The sequence below is a fragment of the Candidatus Symbiopectobacterium sp. NZEC151 genome (assembly GCF_025962655.1).
Classification (GTDB): Bacteria; Pseudomonadota; Gammaproteobacteria; order Enterobacterales; family Enterobacteriaceae; genus Symbiopectobacterium.
This window is the reverse complement of the sequence record NZ_JAGFPE010000001.1, coordinates 186,284-203,714: the sequence shown is the minus strand read 5'-3', so window position 1 is coordinate 203,714 and position 17,431 is coordinate 186,284. Positions and strand designations below refer to the sequence as shown.

The 17,431-nt window shown below is 54.4% G+C and carries 15 protein-coding genes; 1 reads left to right on the top strand and 14 read right to left on the bottom strand.

The window, feature by feature from the left end:
• The first annotated feature begins 115 nt into the window (after window positions 1–115).
• The gene (locus tag J5067_RS00860) at window positions 116–529 is read left to right on the top strand and encodes a GNAT family N-acetyltransferase (protein WP_264628439.1); all 414 of its coding nucleotides are present in this window, start codon (window positions 116–118) and stop codon (window positions 527–529) included.
• On the opposite strand, the gene nifM is transcribed toward J5067_RS00860, so the two are convergent.
• The 14 genes from nifM to nifD all read right to left on the bottom strand — a co-directional run bounded on the left by nifM (window position 526) and on the right by nifD (window position 17,383).
• On the bottom strand, window positions 526–1,326 hold the full coding sequence (gene nifM / locus J5067_RS00855; protein ID WP_264641989.1) for a nitrogen fixation protein NifM: 801 nt from the start codon (window positions 1,324–1,326) through the stop codon (window positions 526–528). The genes J5067_RS00860 and nifM overlap by 4 nt on opposite strands.
• Complete coding sequence (locus J5067_RS00850; RefSeq protein WP_264641988.1) at window positions 1,326–1,769, bottom strand: nitrogen fixation protein NifZ; 444 nt, start codon at window positions 1,767–1,769, stop codon at window positions 1,326–1,328. The genes nifM and J5067_RS00850 overlap by 1 nt, the downstream gene beginning before the upstream one ends.
• The gene (locus tag J5067_RS00845; RefSeq protein ID WP_264629001.1) at window positions 1,766–2,023 is read right to left on the bottom strand and encodes a nitrogenase-stabilizing/protective protein NifW; all 258 of its coding nucleotides are present in this window, start codon (window positions 2,021–2,023) and stop codon (window positions 1,766–1,768) included. Before J5067_RS00845 ends, J5067_RS00850 begins: the two co-directional genes overlap by 4 nt.
• Window positions 1,992–3,185, bottom strand: coding sequence for a homocitrate synthase (gene nifV, locus J5067_RS00840; RefSeq protein ID WP_264650208.1), 1,194 nt, complete (start codon window positions 3,183–3,185; stop codon window positions 1,992–1,994). The genes J5067_RS00845 and nifV overlap by 32 nt, the downstream gene beginning before the upstream one ends.
• 15 nt (window positions 3,186–3,200) lie before the next feature.
• Window positions 3,201–4,406, bottom strand: coding sequence for a cysteine desulfurase NifS (gene nifS / locus J5067_RS00835; protein WP_264650207.1), 1,206 nt, complete (start codon window positions 4,404–4,406; stop codon window positions 3,201–3,203).
• Between the two features lie 30 nt (window positions 4,407–4,436).
• Window positions 4,437–5,285 (bottom strand): Fe-S cluster assembly protein NifU, encoded by an 849-nt coding sequence (nifU, locus tag J5067_RS00830; RefSeq protein WP_264650206.1) that lies wholly within the window; start codon window positions 5,283–5,285, stop codon window positions 4,437–4,439.
• A 214-nt stretch (window positions 5,286–5,499) separates the two neighbouring features.
• The gene (locus J5067_RS00825) at window positions 5,500–5,967 is read right to left on the bottom strand and encodes a NifB/NifX family molybdenum-iron cluster-binding protein (protein ID WP_264641984.1); all 468 of its coding nucleotides are present in this window, start codon (window positions 5,965–5,967) and stop codon (window positions 5,500–5,502) included.
• Window positions 5,954–7,339 (bottom strand): nitrogenase iron-molybdenum cofactor biosynthesis protein NifN, encoded by a 1,386-nt coding sequence (gene nifN, locus J5067_RS00820; protein WP_264650205.1) that lies wholly within the window; start codon window positions 7,337–7,339, stop codon window positions 5,954–5,956. The genes J5067_RS00825 and nifN overlap by 14 nt, the downstream gene beginning before the upstream one ends.
• 10 nt (window positions 7,340–7,349) lie before the next feature.
• A complete protein-coding gene (gene nifE / locus J5067_RS00815) occupies window positions 7,350–8,723 on the bottom strand; it encodes a nitrogenase iron-molybdenum cofactor biosynthesis protein NifE (protein ID WP_264650204.1) in 1,374 nt (457 codons plus the stop codon).
• Window positions 8,724–8,899: 176 nt separating this feature from the next.
• On the bottom strand, window positions 8,900–12,988 hold the full coding sequence (locus tag J5067_RS00810) for a hypothetical protein (RefSeq protein WP_264650203.1): 4,089 nt from the start codon (window positions 12,986–12,988) through the stop codon (window positions 8,900–8,902).
• 357 nt (window positions 12,989–13,345) lie between these two features.
• On the bottom strand, window positions 13,346–14,008 hold the full coding sequence (locus J5067_RS00805) for a NifB/NifX family molybdenum-iron cluster-binding protein (protein WP_264650202.1): 663 nt from the start codon (window positions 14,006–14,008) through the stop codon (window positions 13,346–13,348).
• Between the two features lie 10 nt (window positions 14,009–14,018).
• Entirely contained in the window at window positions 14,019–14,237 is a 219-nt protein-coding gene (gene nifT / locus J5067_RS00800; protein WP_264641979.1) for a putative nitrogen fixation protein NifT, read from the bottom strand.
• A gap of 73 nt (window positions 14,238–14,310) precedes the next feature.
• Window positions 14,311–15,879, bottom strand: coding sequence for a nitrogenase molybdenum-iron protein subunit beta (gene nifK / locus J5067_RS00795; RefSeq protein ID WP_264650201.1), 1,569 nt, complete (start codon window positions 15,877–15,879; stop codon window positions 14,311–14,313).
• A 55-nt stretch (window positions 15,880–15,934) separates the two neighbouring features.
• Entirely contained in the window at window positions 15,935–17,383 is a 1,449-nt protein-coding gene (gene nifD / locus J5067_RS00790) for a nitrogenase molybdenum-iron protein alpha chain (RefSeq protein ID WP_264641977.1), read from the bottom strand.
• Between the last annotated feature and the right edge of the window lie 48 nt (window positions 17,384–17,431).

The window sequence follows — 17,431 nt, the reverse complement described above, 5'->3', positions numbered from 1 at the left end:
CACGACGAAATGCACCTTGTCTTTTTTAGCGTCGCCGCATTTTCCGCTTTCCCCTCCTACAGGTTTCATCATAGTCTTGATACTCACCGAGACGACGCCCCCGCAAGAGAACACCATGCCAATCACTGTCCGCCCTATCACGGTTGATACCTGTCTGCCACTGCGTCAAAAAGAGTTGTGGCCCGATCGCCCTCTCGATTTTCTGCGTATGGAAGGCGATGAGCAGGCCCAGCATTACGGGCTCTATCAGGAGGATACGCTTGTCAGCTGTCTTTCTGTTTTCCCACTCACCAACACAGCGCGGCAGATACGCAAATTCGCCACTGATGCCGCTTTTCAGCGTCAGGGATATGGCAGCAGGCTGTTAACTCAGGTGTTAGATAAACTCCACGCGGAGGGCATCAATGACATCATGTTGAACGCCCGACTCACCGCCACGGAATTTTATCTGCGTTTTGGCTTTCAGGTGGCGGGCGAAGTGTGCCACAAAGAGGGCGTCGCCTATGTGAAAATGACGAAAACGCGCTAGCCACGCCAGGCATCGGTCAGGCTGCGCAGCCACGCCCGCTGCTGCTGTTTTTGCCGCTGGTGCAGCAGGTGCTGAAAGACTTTCGGCAACGCCTCTTCCCGTGCCAGCGGTGTTTCTGGCCGAACCGCTTCGCACTGCAACAGATGCCAACCGAGGTCGGTCGCCACGGGCTCGCTCAACGCGCCCGATGGCAGCGCAAACAGTGCCTGTTCCAGCGGCGCAAACAGCAAACCTCGGCTGACCCAGCCCAATACGCCGCCTTCCATCGCCGTCGGACACTGGGAGTAACGCGCCGCCAGCGCGGCAAAGGTTTCACCCTCACGCGTGAGTTTGTCCCGCAACGTCAGGATTTGCGCTTTCACCACCGTCTCTTCTCCGTCATCAACCGTCAGCAGCAGATGCCGTGCCAGTCGCTGCTCCGGGCGACAAAAGCGATCTACATGCTGCTGATACCAGTCGTCCACTTCTGAGGATGTCGGTTCAGTTGCTCGCGCTGATACCTGCGCCATCTGCCATTCCATCAACGTATGATGCAAAATCACCGCCTGCCGATCGGTCGCTGAGAACCCCGCCTCGCCGAGCGTAGCCGCCAGCGCATCGGTTACGGCAAGGGTCAAGGCGTCAGGAAGCGTCGGCTGATGTTGCAATGCCGCCTCCTCCACGGCCTGCTCCAAGCGCAACTGCGGTGCCAGTTGCCGTTCCAGCGCGCGCTGGCGCTCGGGTGGCAGCGTATCAGGCGCGCTGTTCCACAGTTTGTGCGCCAGTTGCCACTGGCTAAAACGCTGCCAGGCCAGCATCAGGACGTCTCCTCGCACAGTTCCAGCGTGCTGGAGGGCACCTGAAACCAGCGTTCACCAAACACCACGGTGTAACATTCGCCGCGCTCGCCCTGATCGGTCGCCTGAATCTGTCCCTGCTGACCCGCACTGACTACCGTCTCGCCGTTTACCGCCAGAGCGTGCAGGCAAACCACCCAATCGCCGTATTGAAACTCGCCGCGGTGCCAGGGGGCATCTGCGGCGATCAGTTCCTGTGCGCGGCAGCCGACGATTTTGTCTCCCTCGAGGAAATGCACCTGATAAATCAGCTGGTCCTGAAGAAAGGTGCCCCATTCGCGCACATAACCGATACTGCCACGCCGCACCAGCAGCTCACCGCGTTTTAGCCCTGCCACCGTGCCGTCATTGCGCAGTGGGCGCACCACGCGCACCGCATCACCAAATTCGAAGCGCGCCATCATGATAGAGCTCCCGGTCGTTTGCTCTGATAGCTCTCGGCCAACAGACGGCGTGCCAGTTGCCAATCAGCATCCGGCGCCAGTTCCAGCGAATTGCGCAGCGGCACCGCCGCGCGCAATCGACGGTGAAACTCGCTGAGCACCGTCAGGTTGCACGCCTGAAGTTCCTGGGTTTCATAAGGAACCGAGAAAAACCTGAAAAAAGCCTCGGCGCTGTCCAGCGTTTCAACGCCGGGCAGTTGGTAGAACCATTCCATCGTCCCGCCTCCCCGGTAATAACGTGCTGTCGCACAGCGACTGGAACATCTCCAGCAGTTCATAATCCAGCGGATTACGCTTGGTACTTTCGGCAAACTCGCGCACGGCGGTTAATAGCGCCGCGGTCTGCGCCACATCGGGCTGATAGCCAAGTCGGGCAAAAATACCTTCCACCGCCTGCCGTCCAGAGTGCTTACCCAGCACCAGCCGATATTCCCGTCCCAGCAGCGACGGTTCAATTTCCTGGTAACTGCCACTGTCCTGCAACAGCGCCGCGACGTGAACCCCCGACTCATGAGTAAACACCTGCTCACCCACCAGCGGTTGCTGTTTATCGATCGTGCGCTGCGCGGCGTTCGCCACCCGTTGGCACAGTGCGGGCAACCTTGGAAAATGGATACCGCTGTCGTATCCCAGACAGCGCTCCAACGCCAGCGCCACCGTTTCCAACGCCGCATTGCCCGCGCGCTCGCCCAGCCCTAACACCGTGGTGTTGACATGGGTCGCCCCGGCGTTGACCGCCGCCAGCGTATTTGCCGTTGCCATCCCCAAATCGTTATGGGCGTGCATTTCGATTTGCCCTGCCCAAACCTGCCGCAAGGCGCTGATGCGGGTGAAGGTGGTAAAAGGATCGAGCACGCCCAGCGTATCGGCGAAACGCAGGCGCTGCGCGCCAGCAGCGTGCGCCGCCTGCGCCAGCGTGGCTAAGGTTTCATCGCTGGCGCGAGAGGCATCCTCACACCCCACGCAGACGCGCAACCCCTGCTGACGCGCCAGCTCGATCAATTGGCAAAGCTGCGGTAACAAGGCATCAAGCGGTTGGCGCAGCTTTTGCTGGCGTAAGCGATCGGAAGCCGGAATGGAAATATCGACCCAATTCATGCCCAAATCTGCACTTTGCTGTATTTCCTGCGCGTTCATCCGGCACCAGGTCATCATCACGGTTTCCGGCAAACGACGGCGGATCACCGACAGGCGTGCCCGCTCATCACCGCCCATCGCAGGCGTGCCGACTTCCAGCTCTTGAACGCCCGCCTCCACCAGCGCCTCGGCAATCGCCAGCTTCTCGCTGGCGCGAAACGCCACACCGGGGCTTTGTTCCCCATCACGCAGCGTGGTGTCGTTAATCATCACCGTGCCGTTGAGCGTCATATCCGCCATGTTTTCTCCCCTGTGTCAGCCATAGGTCGGTGCAAAATCGCCCGCCGTCGCCTGCGGTTTTCCCTGCTGCCAATAGGGCGAGAGCGTGCGCAACCGTTCCACGATCGACGGCAGTGCGGCGATCACCCCGTCAATCTCTTTTTCACGGGTATAGCGCGACAGGGAGAAGCGGATGCTGCCGTGAGCGGCGGTGTAAGGAATGCTCATGGCGCGCATCACATGGGAAGGCTCCAGCGAACCCGATGTGCAGGCGCTGCCGCTGGAAGCGGCGATCCCGGCGTGGTTGAGCAGCAGCAGGATGGCTTCGCCTTCAATAAACTCAAAGGCGATATTGAGCGTGTTAGGGGTGCGCGGTTGCTCCCCACCCATCACCATCACGCTTGGGATGATCTGGCTCAGCTCGTGCTGTAAGCGATCGCGCAGCGGGGCAACCGCCGCAGTCATCATGGGTAAATGCACGTCTGCCAGTTCGCAGGCGCTGCCCATACCGACAATGCCGGCAATATTCTCCGTGCCCGCGCGGCGTCCGCGCTCCTGATGTCCGCCACGCAGCAGCGGACGGAACCGGGTGGAGCGTTTCAGATAGAGACAGCCCACCCCTTTCGGCCCGTGGATCTTATGCGCTGAACAAGAGAGCATGTCGATCTCGCAGCTGGAGAGCACAATCGGGATCTTCCCGACGGCCTGAACCGCATCACAATGAAACAGTGCGCCATGCTCATGGGCCAGAGCGGCCATCTCACGCACCGGAAACAGCACTCCGGTTTCATTATTCGCCCACATCACCGTCACCAGCGCCACGCGTTCGCTTAGCAAGGCGCGATACTGCGCCATATCCAGTTCGCCCTGCGCCGACACGCCCAGGCGATGGATGGTATAGCCCTGACGCTCCAGATGTTCACACACTTCCAGCGTCGCCGGGTGTTCTACCGCGGTGGTGATAATTTCGCGCCGCTTGGCATCGAGTGCAACGGCGGAGTGGATCGCCGTAGACGTCGCCTCAGTGGCACAGGAAGTAAAGATAATTTCGCTGTCATGGCGCGCGCCGAGCAGGCTGGCGACCTGCTGCCGCGCCCGTTCTAGCGCCCCGCGACAGGGCGTACCAAAATCGTGAATCGACGAGGGGTTGCCGTAGTAATCCGTCAGGAAGGGCATCATGGCTTCCAGCACCATGGGATCGAGACGGGTGGTGGCGTTATTATCCAGATAGATATTTTTCATGTTCGTTGCCTCACTGAATACGCAGTCAGCTCACGCGGCCTGTGCCACAACCACTTCCATATAGCGCCCGGTGCGCTCCACCAGCTTTTGTTGTAGCCAGGCCAACGTCATATCAGTCATCATGCAGCCGCTACAGCTTCCCGACAGGCTGACCGTGACCTGATGGCCGCTGACGTTGAGCAACGTCATGTCACCGCCATCCGCCTGAATATGGGGACGCAATTCCGCCACTGCATCCGCTACCTGACGCCACTGGGGATCTTTAACGTCCACCACCGCTGCGGCCACTGCCATTACCGGAGCGGCATCTCGCTCAGCCAGCAGCGCTTCCAACGTCAGTTCAATTTTTTCATGGCAGGCGGTGCACCCGCCGCCCGCTTTGGTGTAATTGATCACCTCTTGCAGCGTGGTCAACCCGTTAGTCATCACCGCGCGACGAATCTGGCCTTCATCCACGGCAAAGCATTTGCAAATCAGTGCGCCTTCTTCGTGATCGTCGTCCAGCGTTTCACCACGGTATTGCGCAATGGCGGCGCGCAAAGCCTCTTGTCCCATCACCGAGCAGTGCATTTTTTCCGGCGGCAAGCCATCGAGATAGTCCGCAATCTGCTGGTTGGTCACTTGCTCGGCTTGCTGCAAGGTGCGGCCAATGATCAGCTCAGTCAGCGCCGACGAAGAGGCAATGGCGCTGCCGCACCCAAAGGTTTGGAAACCGGCCTCCAAAATGGTTTCGGTTATCGGGTCCACCCGCAGCATCAGCCGCAAGGCATCGCCACAGCTCAGCGAGCCGACATCACCGATCGCGTTCGCCTGCTCCACCACGCGGGCATTGCGCGGATTAAAAAAATGGTCTTTCACTTTCTCGGAATAGTTCCACATGCTGTTTGCTCCCTAGGGTGACGGGGGAAGGCCTCACGGGTCGTCTTCCTCCCACACGCACGTCATGGACGGGTTCACAAGGAACTAGCAAATGTGATACCACTCACAAAAATCGCCTATAATCAATGTGATAAGGTTTAATGGGCAAAAAAAACCGCAACCAATGTCGCGGTTTATGTCGGTTTTGTCGCACAAGCGACGATCTTGTCAGCGCTTAACAGGCGTCGTCTTCATCCTGCCATTCGGATTCCGCCAGCAGGTGTACAAAGCGGTTCGGATCGCGCTGGCGTCGACGGGAACTTTGTTCGCTGTCTGCCCAACACAGCTGTATCTGCTGCAACAGTTGCGCGATAGAGGTTTCCGGCGGCACGCGCACGGCGCGCACCCCCACTTGCAACAGTTGGCGAAACACCGCATCGCCGATGGCGACACAGTAGAGCGTTACGCACTCCTCCAGCGCATTGATGCGGCTGGCCAGCTTCTCTTCCTGATGGCCGTGCTGCACATTAAAATCCACCACCTTCAGCAGCCGCACCTGATCTTGTTTTACGCCATAGACCACCAGCCGCGGTGTGGCACCAAAATGCTGATCCACATGGTGGTAATCCGAACTGGCGAAGGCGACCTGCATTGACCAGACGGCCGAACTGATGGTGCTAAGATGACGGCTAACAGGTTGCATGCCCCACCTCCGAACGCGGTGCGCTGCGAAATTGCTGACGCAGCGGCGAGTGATAGGCAGAGACCGGATGATGGTGTTCCAGCATCAGGTTCGCCAGTTCGAACAAGGTATCCCGAATCCCGGCGTAGCCTTGTCGCACCCTGCGAAATTCACCCAGCCGATCGAACACCGGGAAGCCCGCGCGTATCAGCGGAATACCAAACTGTTCCGCCAGATCGGCAGCATGAGAGTTCGCCACCAGCATATCCGCCGGGTGTTTAACCAGCAGATCCTGCATGTCTTCCAGATCGCCAATCACCACCTGTTCAACCGGCAGAGAAAGCAATCCGGGCTGGCTGACGGGAGCAACCACCGGTCCCGGCTGCATGCCGTGGCTCAGTGCAAAATCACTCCACGCGGCCAGCAGATCGCCTTCGGCCGCCAGCGCCACCTTTCTGCCCTGGAGCGCCATATGGCAGTCGATCATCGCATCCTGCACCTGACCACGCTGACGCTCAATCCATGCCGGTACCTCGCGCCCGGAGAGTTGTTGCAGATGATGGATCACCGCATCCACCGTTGCCATCGTCATCATATGCGGCACCGTCAGCGACAGACCGCGACTACGCTGCGCCATCAACCCGGCAGCACGCTGGAGTGACAGCCCCACGCTGATGGTGCTTAGGCTCTGCCCCATCTGTTCAATGGCGCGCAGCGTTGTCCCGCCCTGCGTCACAGACTGGTAGTCTCCGCTGGCAAGATGCCCATCCAGCGACAACGACAGGTCGGGCACCATCACCGCTTGCAGGCCGAATGCCTCAACGTAACTGCGCAGCAGTTCCACTTCACCGGGATTCACCAGATGGCTGAGCAGCAGGTTGACGCGCCGGTTGCGCACGCCCGCCGGCGGCTTTTCCGGCACCCATTGTTCAATCACACTTTCCACCACGGCACTAAACCCGTTCTCCAGCGATCCATAGAAGTCCGGCGTGTTCACCGTCAGAATAGCGGTGGATTTAAAGCGCGGGTGCTCTGCACGAAATTCACGTACCGCGCGCGTCAGATCGCTGCCCTGCGCTTCCGACAGCCCGGTGCTGATCAATATCATGGCTTTAGGGGCATTGCGCTGACACAGGGTGCTGAGCGCCGTCATAATGTTGCCATCCGCGCCCATCACCGTGGTGGTGGGGTCCATCGCCGTCGATTGCAGCGGGATCGGGTCATGAAAATGTTGGATAAAGAACACTTTGGCAAAAGCGCTGCACCCTTGTGCGCCGTGTACCAACGGAATGCTCTGCTCAAAACCCTGACTCGCCAGAATGGCACCGAGCGGTTGCCCGCTCTTGATAGGGCTGGTGGCAAGGGGTTTCTTATTACGGATAACGTCAGCCATTGCGTACTCCTTAGCGCCAGGGGGCAGAGAGATGGGTTTGCGGCCAGACCGGGCTTTCCAACGTGAGGCAAATTTGTTCTGCCAGCGTGACAATGCCGCGATAGCCCGCATAGGCGTGCTCACGCTCCTGATTGATATCAAGAAACGGAATGCGCGCTTTGTAGGCGGTGTACATGTTGCGCCCCCCGGCAATCATCATGTCCGCACCGTAGCGATAGGCCACGTCCAACAGGGTGCGCGCATTGCCCTCATCAAGCATCACGGCATCATCTCCCATCAGGTCGCGGATGCGCGCTTTATCTTCCTGCGTGGATTTCCGCGTGCCGGTAGCAACCACCGTCATACCGAGATCTTGCAGCGCCGATACCACCGACCAGGATTTCACACCGCCGGTATAGAGCAGTGCCTTGCGCCCTTTAAGCCGTGCGCGATACGGTGCCAACGCCTTTTCCGCAGCGGCTTCTTCCCGAGCGATCAGCGTTTCGGTACGTTGCATCAGAGAATCGTCCTGCAACAGGGCGGCAAGCTGGCGCAGCGCGTCAGACATGGCACGTACCCCGTAGAAGCTGCCTTCAAACCACGGTGTGCCGTAACGTTGCTCCAGACTGCGCGCCACGTTGATGAGCGCGCGGGAACACACCAGCATGTTAGCCTGTGCGCGGTGCAAGGTCTGAATTTCGGCAAAGCGTCCATCGCCGGACAAATTGCCCAACACGCGAATGCCCAGTTCGTCGAGTAGCGGATGTACATGCCAGAACTCACCGGCGATATTGAACTCGCCAATTAAGCCGATATCGTGACGCTGCGCGACAGGGATCGGGCTGCTTTCCGGCCACGGAGCCGGTTCGCGCGTGCCGATCACCTGTTTGAGCATCACCTCACCGGCCAGACGGTTGCCAAAATTTTTGCTGCCGTAAAAACCTGCGGCATCGACGGCGATCACCGGCACGCCCACTGCCACGGTTGCGGCACGGCACACCGCATCGATATCATCCCCCTCCATCGCGGGAACGCAGGTGTTGTAGACAAAAACGGCGGCAGGATCGTAGCGTTCCACGATATGGCGCACGGCATGAAACAACCGCCGTTCACCGCGCCCCATGATCACATCCTGCTCATTGAGATCGGTGGTGAAGCCGAGCCGGTTCAACCTTGGCCCGGAACTCTGACTGCCGCGATTATCCCAGGAACTGCCCGCGCACCCGATAGGGCCGTGCACCAGATGAGCGACATCCGCCAGCGGCAGCAAGGTGATCTGTGCGCCATCAAAGGCGCACCCCCCTGCCGTGGCGCCGGGTTTCGGTGCGCTGCACCCGGTTTTTTGTTTATGGTTATGCTCACAGGCGGGCTCATCAAGCAGCGCCAGAATGTCATTCCCCTTCATAGTGCCCTCGTCATGTCAGTTGACTTTAGGACGCTATTGCAATTCGCGGGCCATGAATAAATCTCTTTATTTCATAATGATACAATTGTTCGCTTTGCAACAAACGTGACAATGACGTAAAAGAGACAGGAGCAAAACCCGTCAACACACCGCCATGCAGCGCGGCGGAAGCAGCCTTAGACGTGGGCATCCGGTGTTACCGATTTCATGCTGGCAATCATCAATCGGTAGAGTAGTACGGACACCATCGAGCGAGGTAACTGAGTTTCTCTCCTACTCCGATGATACATATCGCTATTGTGGCGCGCGCGACTGGCGAGATCGGAGATGATTCTTGCCAGAAAATCCGCATTCTCTATAAAGGCATTCGCTCTTAACACCGGATCTCTTTTGAGCAGTTCTCTAAATTGGCCTTCAGTAATGGCGATATGGGGGAATTCACGCCGATACGCATTGATAAAATCGTCGTCAATATGAACGTATTCGTTATTGATCCCCAACAATCCATCATTAAACGTTTCGATAAATTCACTGGCATCGCCCACCAAACTGGTTGACGGTGCAATCTGAAAATCGAGTGTTCCGGAAAAATGTGACGCCTCATGTAAGGCCGTAAGGTGTAATTTTGTACTGAGTAGGGGTGAGGCATGATAATTATCCACCATGATAATGATTCGTCTAAAAGTATCCTCTTTGCCCACAAAGCCCATTGGGCTATTAGGATTATAAACATAAGGATGAGCATAAGTGTCACTTGAGGCAAAATAGATATTATCAATCTCATTGTTGAGATAATCTTTAATTTTTTCGGTGTGATACCTCAGTCTTTGCATCATTTCTTTCTTTATTATCTTAGCAATGTTTGCATCTGCTATTTCATCCAGTTTCATCACTTTGGATAAATAGGACTCAATCCTGTTCCCCCTAGGGGCGAATTGTAATTCACCGTGAATGTTTCTCATCGTCGTACGAGAAAATTCATACTCCAAAGCATCGGCACAGTGCTTCGCCAATAAAACACCTTCTTTATAGTGCTGAAGATTATTTTTCAATTGAGCAAACCGCACGGGAATTTCATCGGGAGTCTGACTAAAGCGACCAAAATAGACATCATTTTGGTTATAGTTGGTGGTAACAAAATTTTTTAACTCCACCCCCATATGCGTGAAATCGTCAGAAAGATGCCTTTGTATTTCCTGATGAACAATGGGAGCGCGATTAAATTGCATATGCGGAGGAAGATAAGCAGACGATGACAAAAATTTCCTTAGCGGAGGGATGTGTGTGATATCGATAGCAGGGCTATGGGCTGCCATAGGAAAATGGTTTTGATCCATTCGGTTTATTTCTACTGTGCTTTTTTGCCTGATTTTCTGTTGATGTATTCTCGTTGCAACAGGTTTCAACCTGCCGTCGTCTAATAGGTGATAATGCCGTCCAAACATTCCGCCGGTTTCAGGATTAACCAATGAATAATATTCACCGCGTAAATCCGCACCTACTTTTTGTATGGGTACTTCAATCTCTGAATGAGGCAAACGCGCGGTCATGTAGGCTTTGGTGGTTAACGGTAATGGTTCCACCGAGCGAAAAGAAGACATTTTATCCGCTAACGGGATACTACTCTGTTTCATTCTCAGAAAAGATTCTAATTTGCGGTCCAACAATTTACCGCCCTTACTTAATAATTCGAACCCCGGGTCTACGGCTCTCAATGCACTTTTACTTAACCCGAGGAATTCATTTGCGTGGGGGAGTCTGATTTCCTTAAGCAGCACAGTTCCGGCATCACCTACCGTTCCGCGCATTAGCGACCTACCTCCATAGCGTAAGCCTTTTGCCAGCCCCGTTCCAAATTTACCTGCCATGTTTGCCGCCTGCCCTGCGACAGGAATCAGACCAATAATATCCATCATACAAGCGGGAACCGCTTGTGCGGCATCATTATTAACAATACCCTCAATACAATCATAAAAAGGAATTACGTGTTTGACAAAACCCCACGCTTTTTGCAATCCGGATTTATCATTACCGGAAGCATATAACTGATGATAGAAATCATCACTGTGTTTTTTGGAAAGATAGCCTATCAAAGGATGAGCATCGGTATTATTATTTTCGATTGGGGAACGTAGCGTAGTGATGCTGAAATTAAAATTATCGCTGTCGATTACTCGATCTGTCTCAACCACGTAATTTTTAGTAAAACCATTATCGAGCAGCCCGTTATTAATATACTTTCTGATATCACGATCGACACGGATAAGTCGATAGGAAAAGGTTGAATGACTCATCACCCTCTTCAACGCATAAATTCTCTCCTGATTATCTTTATTTACAGAAAACAGATCGGTGTCTTTTAACTTGACATCAAAATCAGTGATTCGGCAGACGCTGTGCACACAAGCGACGGGACGATCGGCGCGCATATAAAACTGCACGGGATTTATTTTTACATCTGATGATAAAATGAAATCCACTTCAGTTTTATCAATCGTACCAAAGGAAGAAAAAATAATATTCTCATCGAGTTTTTGAAAACTGTTCACTACCTCGCGAGTCAGTTTATTATATTCATCATCGAGTTTCTCTGGCGCTTTTTTGCAGGGTTTTACAAATTCATTCAAGTACAATTGCTTGGCTTGTTTTTCTTTTTTTTCACGCATTTGTTGCTTAGAGCGAATCCCATCGGCTAAATCAGGCAACCCTGGCAGCTCCGATGTAGGGCAATCAGCAATAATTTTATCAGCCAGTTTTCCTTTACTGAGCCAGGCATTGACAGCGGAGGTGTATCTTTCAAACTGATTGGTTAACGCCTGTTGTATAGCCATTACCTCTTTTCGATAATGAATATAATCCTCTACAGCTGCAACCTGTGTTCTGAATGAATGTCCACGGGTGACTGGCAGTTTCTTCTGGTTACTCGCGGGAATAATGAGAGAGGGAAGCAAAAAATAGCCAATATTATCCAGGCCGGCGCCCTGGTCGGTCACCATATCCCATAGCCCACTTCCGATTTGTAACGTTTCGTTGAGGGTGAATTTTTTCAAATCATGCGTTTTATCTAACAGGGCAGACCCTGCATAGAGATCGGCAAAAACCTGACTCCCCAGTGAAATTTTATCAATGTTCTTTTCTGACCATTTCAGCATGGGGATCTCTTTTTCTACATATAAATACCACATGCTATTAAATTCCCCCCAGCGGTCAGCAGGAATCTCTTGATAGTTCAGCAGGCCATCATTAAAGATCTGATTCAATCCTAGAATGTACTTAAGGCTGCTGACCGTAAAATAGGAGGGGTAGTCGTTAGATTTAATTTTATCCGCCAGATACTCTCCCGGATACATACCGAGAACCTGATTGAACATCCAGTGACTGATTACGGCCTGAGAAAATTCAGCAGAGATACTCTCCCCTCTTCTTCCACCGTAGAGATCGGTTTCCGCCAAAATATGTTTGGCAACGCTTATTTCTTTATTGGCTAGCGTTTTAACAGCATCACCGTCATCACCATAAATATATTCAGCCACCGCCGAGACCAAAACTTCTTTTTTGATTTGATTATTGACTACATTTTTATCCAGAAAATTATTCTTTTTCAAAAACCCGATAACACCCGATCTTATTTCATGGTTATTATCAGAATTTGAATGATCTTTTTCGTCTGGGTGCAGGTACGATTCGCTGATAAGGTTGGCACTTTGTAACGCGGGAGGAATATGTTCAAAATACCCGATATTTTCAATGTGATGATATTCTCCAATCGAATCATTGCCGGGTGCAGCGAGTGTACGCGTGCCTGCGGGCCAGTCCGTTGCGCCGCTCGACTGATGCGCTGCGTAGTGACGCAACGTTAATGTACCCGCTGTTGCACCCGCCAAAATACCTGCCCCCATGAGCCATCCGGCTTTCCCCTTCAGCCTTAAGGGCGGTGGTGAGAAAGGTGCCAACCCCTCATGACGCTGAGCGGAAATAGCCTCTGCCTGCTGTAATAATGAAGGCCCCATGACACTGAGCTCATCATTTTCTGCGGTCTTTTGGGTGTTTTTAATTGGACACCATGCCTTCAACCAACTCAGTAGGTTATGGCTAACACTGGCGCTGGTTTTTTTTAAATGTCTGGCATCAGCATCAGACGGTGAGGTTATTAAAACGAGATGGCTATTAACTGAATGATTTTTGTGATGTTGCTTTTTCTCTGCTTCAGCGTTGAGAGGCAAAACAGCATTGAGTAAAGGAGACGCGGTTGATATTACTGGCATGGTCTACTTTCCTTGTACGTTTATTAAAAAGAGGATAGTCACGCAGGGAGTTAACATTGATTTTCGCAACGGGTACAGGTTCTGAATTTACGACTCGATCATGCGGGTAAATATACGGCGCATTGTCACGTCAACACTCTATCGTCCTGTTCCTCACGGCTGATGGAACAAAAGCGATAATTCACGAATCAGGTTCCCCCTTATACCTATAGCAACGCGGCGCGGGCTCATCCTCGGAGAGGAGCAAGATTAGCGTTTTTCACTATTAAACGAGAATCAGGGGATTTTGTAGCAAGAAAGGCATTTACACGGTTAACCGTTCCCGCTTACGCGGGAACGGTATGGTTATTACGATAGCTAAAACACCCGCGTCTCAAGCGGGTTACCCTTCTCCAGCCGTTTTGCCAGCCAGGGCGGCAGGCGATCGGCCATCAGCGTTTGTAAAGCGTCACGTTGTGAAGAGACGCTGGTACCGGGCGGCACCTTCATCGGATGAATATTGTGGCGAATAATCCGCGCTGCGGCCGGACCACCAATTGCTTCACAGAACAGCAGGTGGCAGCCGGCAAGCAGTTGAGCACGCACTTCGTTGCTTTCCTGCTCCCCCGGTTCGCTGGGATAACGACGCAACCCGTGTAGCCACGAGCCGTTGCCATCAAACGCATAGATAAAAAACAGGCGACACTGCCCAAAATGGCCGTTAATCGCGATACCATCCTGTGACGAAAAGGCCACCAGCAGTTGCGGTTCGCGCCCCGGCGGCGACATTACCGCCAGATGCGCAGGCAGTTCACCGCGCAGACACGCCATCACCCGTTGCCACCGGCCCCGGGTCATCACCGCGCGATCGCCGGGAAAACGCGCCATCAGCTGTGGTTGATCCAGCGACGACAAATAGGCCAGATCGAGCGAGGCCTCATCCTGTTGCGCAATCCAGCGTAACAGTTGCGGGGAGGACAGCTCTGGCAGGCAATGCATCAGCGCAAACAGTCGCCAGAACAGACGATCATCATCAGACATCTTCACCTCCTCATGCCAGGCCGGGACGCGAGGCGCGCAGGCTGATGGGAAACTGCGGTTTTTCCGTTTGTGGGTTCACGTAGTAGCGTTTTCCCCCTTCCAACGCCACCTCTCCCCCCCAGCAATCCTGACGGTCAAACTCTATTCCGATCACCCTCGCCTCCAAATCCTGCTTGGCGATATAGCAATACAGCTGCGCGTTGCGCTCACGAAAAATCACTATCGGCATAAACACCTCCTCAGTGGCAAGGTGACGGCCCGGACAGTGCCGGGCCGCGAAGCAGGCCACTTTGGTCAGGGGATTAACGAACAAGATCGAAGTTGTAGTCGGTCTTGCCGAGCTTCATGGTATCTTTGTCGAGCTTCTCCAGTACCGCATTGACCAACTGCGTGAGAATCGACATGGCCCCTTCATAGCCCCAGGTGGTTTGGCGATGCAGATGATGGCGATCGAAAATGGGGAATCCCAGGCGGATTAACGGCACTTCAAACTGTTCCCCCTTCGCCAATGTGTCGCGCTGAATAAATTTGCCGTAGGAGTTGCCGATCATAAAATCCGGCTTGTTGGTGAACATCAGCGAGCGAAAATGCCACAGATCGCAGTTGATATACACGTCACTCTCCTGCCCATAGGGCGAGGCGCTCAGCATTTTTTTCATCGCTTTCTGCCAACGCTTGTTGCCGTTATGGCACAGGATCACCGTCGGTTCACAGCCCAATTCCAACAGGAATTGCGTCAGCCCCATCACAAAATCCGGGTCGCCGTACAGGCCAAAGCGTTTGCCGTGCAGCCAGGTGTGGGAATCCAGCATCATATCCACCAGCCTGCCGCGCTCTAACGTCAACGCCTCGCCGACCGGCACGCCGGTCAGTGCGCTAACCGCCATCAGCAGTTTGTCCGTCGCATCCAGCCCGATCGGCACCGTCACCTCGGTGGCAGGCTGGTTCCAGTTCTCCTGCACCATTTTCTTGGTTTTTATCAGGTGCCACGGTTGCAGCAGCAGCGTATCGATGGCGTTCGGTGCGTCACGCATCTGTTGCTGGGTGGTACCGCCAGCGTACATGCGGTAGTGGCCGTCGGCTGGCGTATCCAGCACCTCAGACGGATCGGACAGGATGGCGCACGGCACCCCCATCTGTTCCATCATGCGTTTCAGCACCCGGTAGTTACCCAGATAGGTTTCAAAGCCGGTAACCAGATTCAGACGCGCCAGGCTGCCTGGCTGGTAGTGTTTGTCTTCACCGCCGGTAAAGGTGCGAGCAACCCCTTCAAACATGTTGTCCCAGCCGGTGATATGGCTGCCGATAAAGCTCGGCGTGTGGGCGTAGGGGATCGGCATTTGCGCGTCCACAAACCCGTCTTTCTTGGCATTGGCGATAAACGCTTGCAGATCATCGCCAATCACTTCCGCCATGCAGGTGGTGGAAACCGCAATCATCTCCGGTTTGTAGAGCGCGCTGGCGTTCTGCAAACCGGCATTCAGGTTGTTATTCCCGCCAAACACCGCGGCGTCTTCCGTCATGGAGTCGGAAACGCAGGCGACGGGCTCCTTGAAATGACGGTTAAAATAGGTGCGAAAATAGGCAACGCACCCCTGAGAGCCGTGGACATAGGGCAAGGTGTTGGCAAAACCCAGCGCGCACAATACCGAGCCTAGCGGCTGGCACGCTTTCGCCGGATCAATGGTCAGCGCTTCGCGCGCAAAGTTAAGTTCCTGGTACTCCGGGGTGGTGGTCCACTCGAAGACCTCACGCACACGCTGCTCATCATGCGCCTCTTCCATCGGGCGTTTATTGTGAAACAGCGCCTGGTATTCATCCTGCTCAAACAACGGAAAGCAGGACTGTGTTTTTTCAGCAGTTTGACTCATGGTGTACTCCTCCCGCGCCACAAATCGGTGAACAAACGGGATATCAGGATAAGGGTTAGGCCGATTTCAGCCACGGAGCCGTCAGTTCACGCCAACAGGGGTTATTCAGCGTCATGTCCATGTCACGGGCAAAAATGGCGAAACCGTCATAGCCGTGGTACGGACCGGAGTAATCCCAGGAGTGCATCTGGCGGAAAGGCACGCCCATTTTTTGAAAGATGTACTTTTCTTTAATGCCAGAGCCGATCAAATCGGGTTTCAGCGCCTTGACGAACGCTTCCAGCTCATAGCTGCTGGCATCATCAAACAGCAGGGTGCCTTCTTTCAGATCCGGCAGCGTGCGGTCATAGTCGTCGTTGTGGCCGAATTCATAACCGGTACCGATAATCTCCATGCCGAGATCTTCATAAGCACCGATAATATGGCGTGGACGCAAACCGCCGAGATACAGCAGCACCCGACGCCCTTCCAAACGCGGACGATACTTGGCGATAATCGCCTCCGTTTGCGCCTGATAGCGGGCAATCACCGCTTCGGCGTTTTGCTTGATGGTGTCATCAAACTGCTCGGCGATTTTGCGCAGCGATTCGGCAATCTTGGTCGGGCCAAAGAAGTTGTATTCCATCCAGGGAATACCGTGCTTCTCTTCCATATGCCGCGAGATGTAGTTCATCGAACGGTAGCAGTGCACCAGATTCAATTTCACGTTAGGGGTGTTTTCCATTTCCACCAGCGTGCCATCACCTGACCACTGCGCCACCACGCGCAACCCCATTTCTTCCAACAGAATACGCGACGCCCAGGCGTCACCGCCGATGTTGTAGTCCCCGATGATCGCCACGTCATACGGCGTGGATTCAAAGGGTTTCCCTTCACGGTTATCCAGCACCCAATCGCGGATCACGTCGTTGGCGATGTGGTGACCGAGGGATTGCGACACGCCGCGAAACCCTTCGCAGCGCACCGGCACCACCGGTTTACCGATCGCTTTACGGCTGGTATTCGCCACCGCTTCGATATCATCGCCAATCAATCCCACCGGGCATTCCGATTGAATGGAGATCCCTTTACTGAGCGGGAACAGCATTTCCAGCTCTTCAATCAGTTTGGTGAGTTTCTTGTCACCACCAAACACGATGTCCTTTTCCTGAAAATCCGAGGTAAAGTTCAGGGTGCCAAAGCTGTTTACGCCGCTGACCCCGGTGTAATAGTTGCGGCGTCCGGCACGGGAGTATTGGCCGCAGCCAATCGGACCGTGTGAGATATGGGCCATATCTTTGATCGGTCCAAACACCACGCCTTTGGAACCGGCGTAGGCGCAGCCGCGCACCGTCATCACGCCCGGCTGCGATTTACGGTTTGATACCAGGCACTTCCCCACGCTTTCCTGCGCCGGGTCGGTAACCATCATGTGTTTTTGGCGCTCTTTGCGCGTTTTCTCAGGGAAAACCTCCAGCACTTCCTGGATGATCGCCTGATTGCGTTCACGGGTTGCGTTTGTCATTTCACTGTTCCTTCTGCATCAAGGCTCCCACGGGCGGGGGCTGACGCC

What these genes read in the sequence shown, in the direction of transcription:
- J5067_RS00825 (WP_264641984.1), bottom strand. Translation starts at nt 5,967, where the DNA reads ATGCAACCTGTTAGCCGTCATCTTAGCACCATCAGTTCGGCCGTCTGG.
- J5067_RS00810 (WP_264650203.1), bottom strand. Translation starts at nt 12,988, where the DNA reads ATGCCAGTAATATCAACCGCGTCTCCTTTACTCAATGCTGTTTTGCCT.
- nifT (WP_264641979.1), bottom strand. Translation starts at nt 14,237, where the DNA reads ATGCCGATAGTGATTTTTCGTGAGCGCAACGCGCAGCTGTATTGCTAT.
- nifK (WP_264650201.1), bottom strand. Translation starts at nt 15,879, where the DNA reads ATGAGTCAAACTGCTGAAAAAACACAGTCCTGCTTTCCGTTGTTTGAG.
- nifM (WP_264641989.1), bottom strand. Translation starts at nt 1,326, where the DNA reads ATGCTGGCCTGGCAGCGTTTTAGCCAGTGGCAACTGGCGCACAAACTG.
- nifD (WP_264641977.1), bottom strand. Translation starts at nt 17,383, where the DNA reads ATGACAAACGCAACCCGTGAACGCAATCAGGCGATCATCCAGGAAGTG.
- J5067_RS00845 (WP_264629001.1), bottom strand. Translation starts at nt 2,023, where the DNA reads ATGGAATGGTTCTACCAACTGCCCGGCGTTGAAACGCTGGACAGCGCC.
- nifS (WP_264650207.1), bottom strand. Translation starts at nt 4,406, where the DNA reads ATGAAAAATATCTATCTGGATAATAACGCCACCACCCGTCTCGATCCC.
- nifU (WP_264650206.1), bottom strand. Translation starts at nt 5,285, where the DNA reads ATGTGGAACTATTCCGAGAAAGTGAAAGACCATTTTTTTAATCCGCGC.
- J5067_RS00805 (WP_264650202.1), bottom strand. Translation starts at nt 14,008, where the DNA reads ATGTCTGATGATGATCGTCTGTTCTGGCGACTGTTTGCGCTGATGCAT.
- nifV (WP_264650208.1), bottom strand. Translation starts at nt 3,185, where the DNA reads ATGGCGGATATGACGCTCAACGGCACGGTGATGATTAACGACACCACG.
- nifN (WP_264650205.1), bottom strand. Translation starts at nt 7,339, where the DNA reads ATGGCTGACGTTATCCGTAATAAGAAACCCCTTGCCACCAGCCCTATC.
- J5067_RS00860 (WP_264628439.1), top strand. Translation starts at nt 116, where the DNA reads ATGCCAATCACTGTCCGCCCTATCACGGTTGATACCTGTCTGCCACTG.
- nifE (WP_264650204.1), bottom strand. Translation starts at nt 8,723, where the DNA reads ATGAAGGGGAATGACATTCTGGCGCTGCTTGATGAGCCCGCCTGTGAG.
- J5067_RS00850 (WP_264641988.1), bottom strand. Translation starts at nt 1,769, where the DNA reads ATGATGGCGCGCTTCGAATTTGGTGATGCGGTGCGCGTGGTGCGCCCA.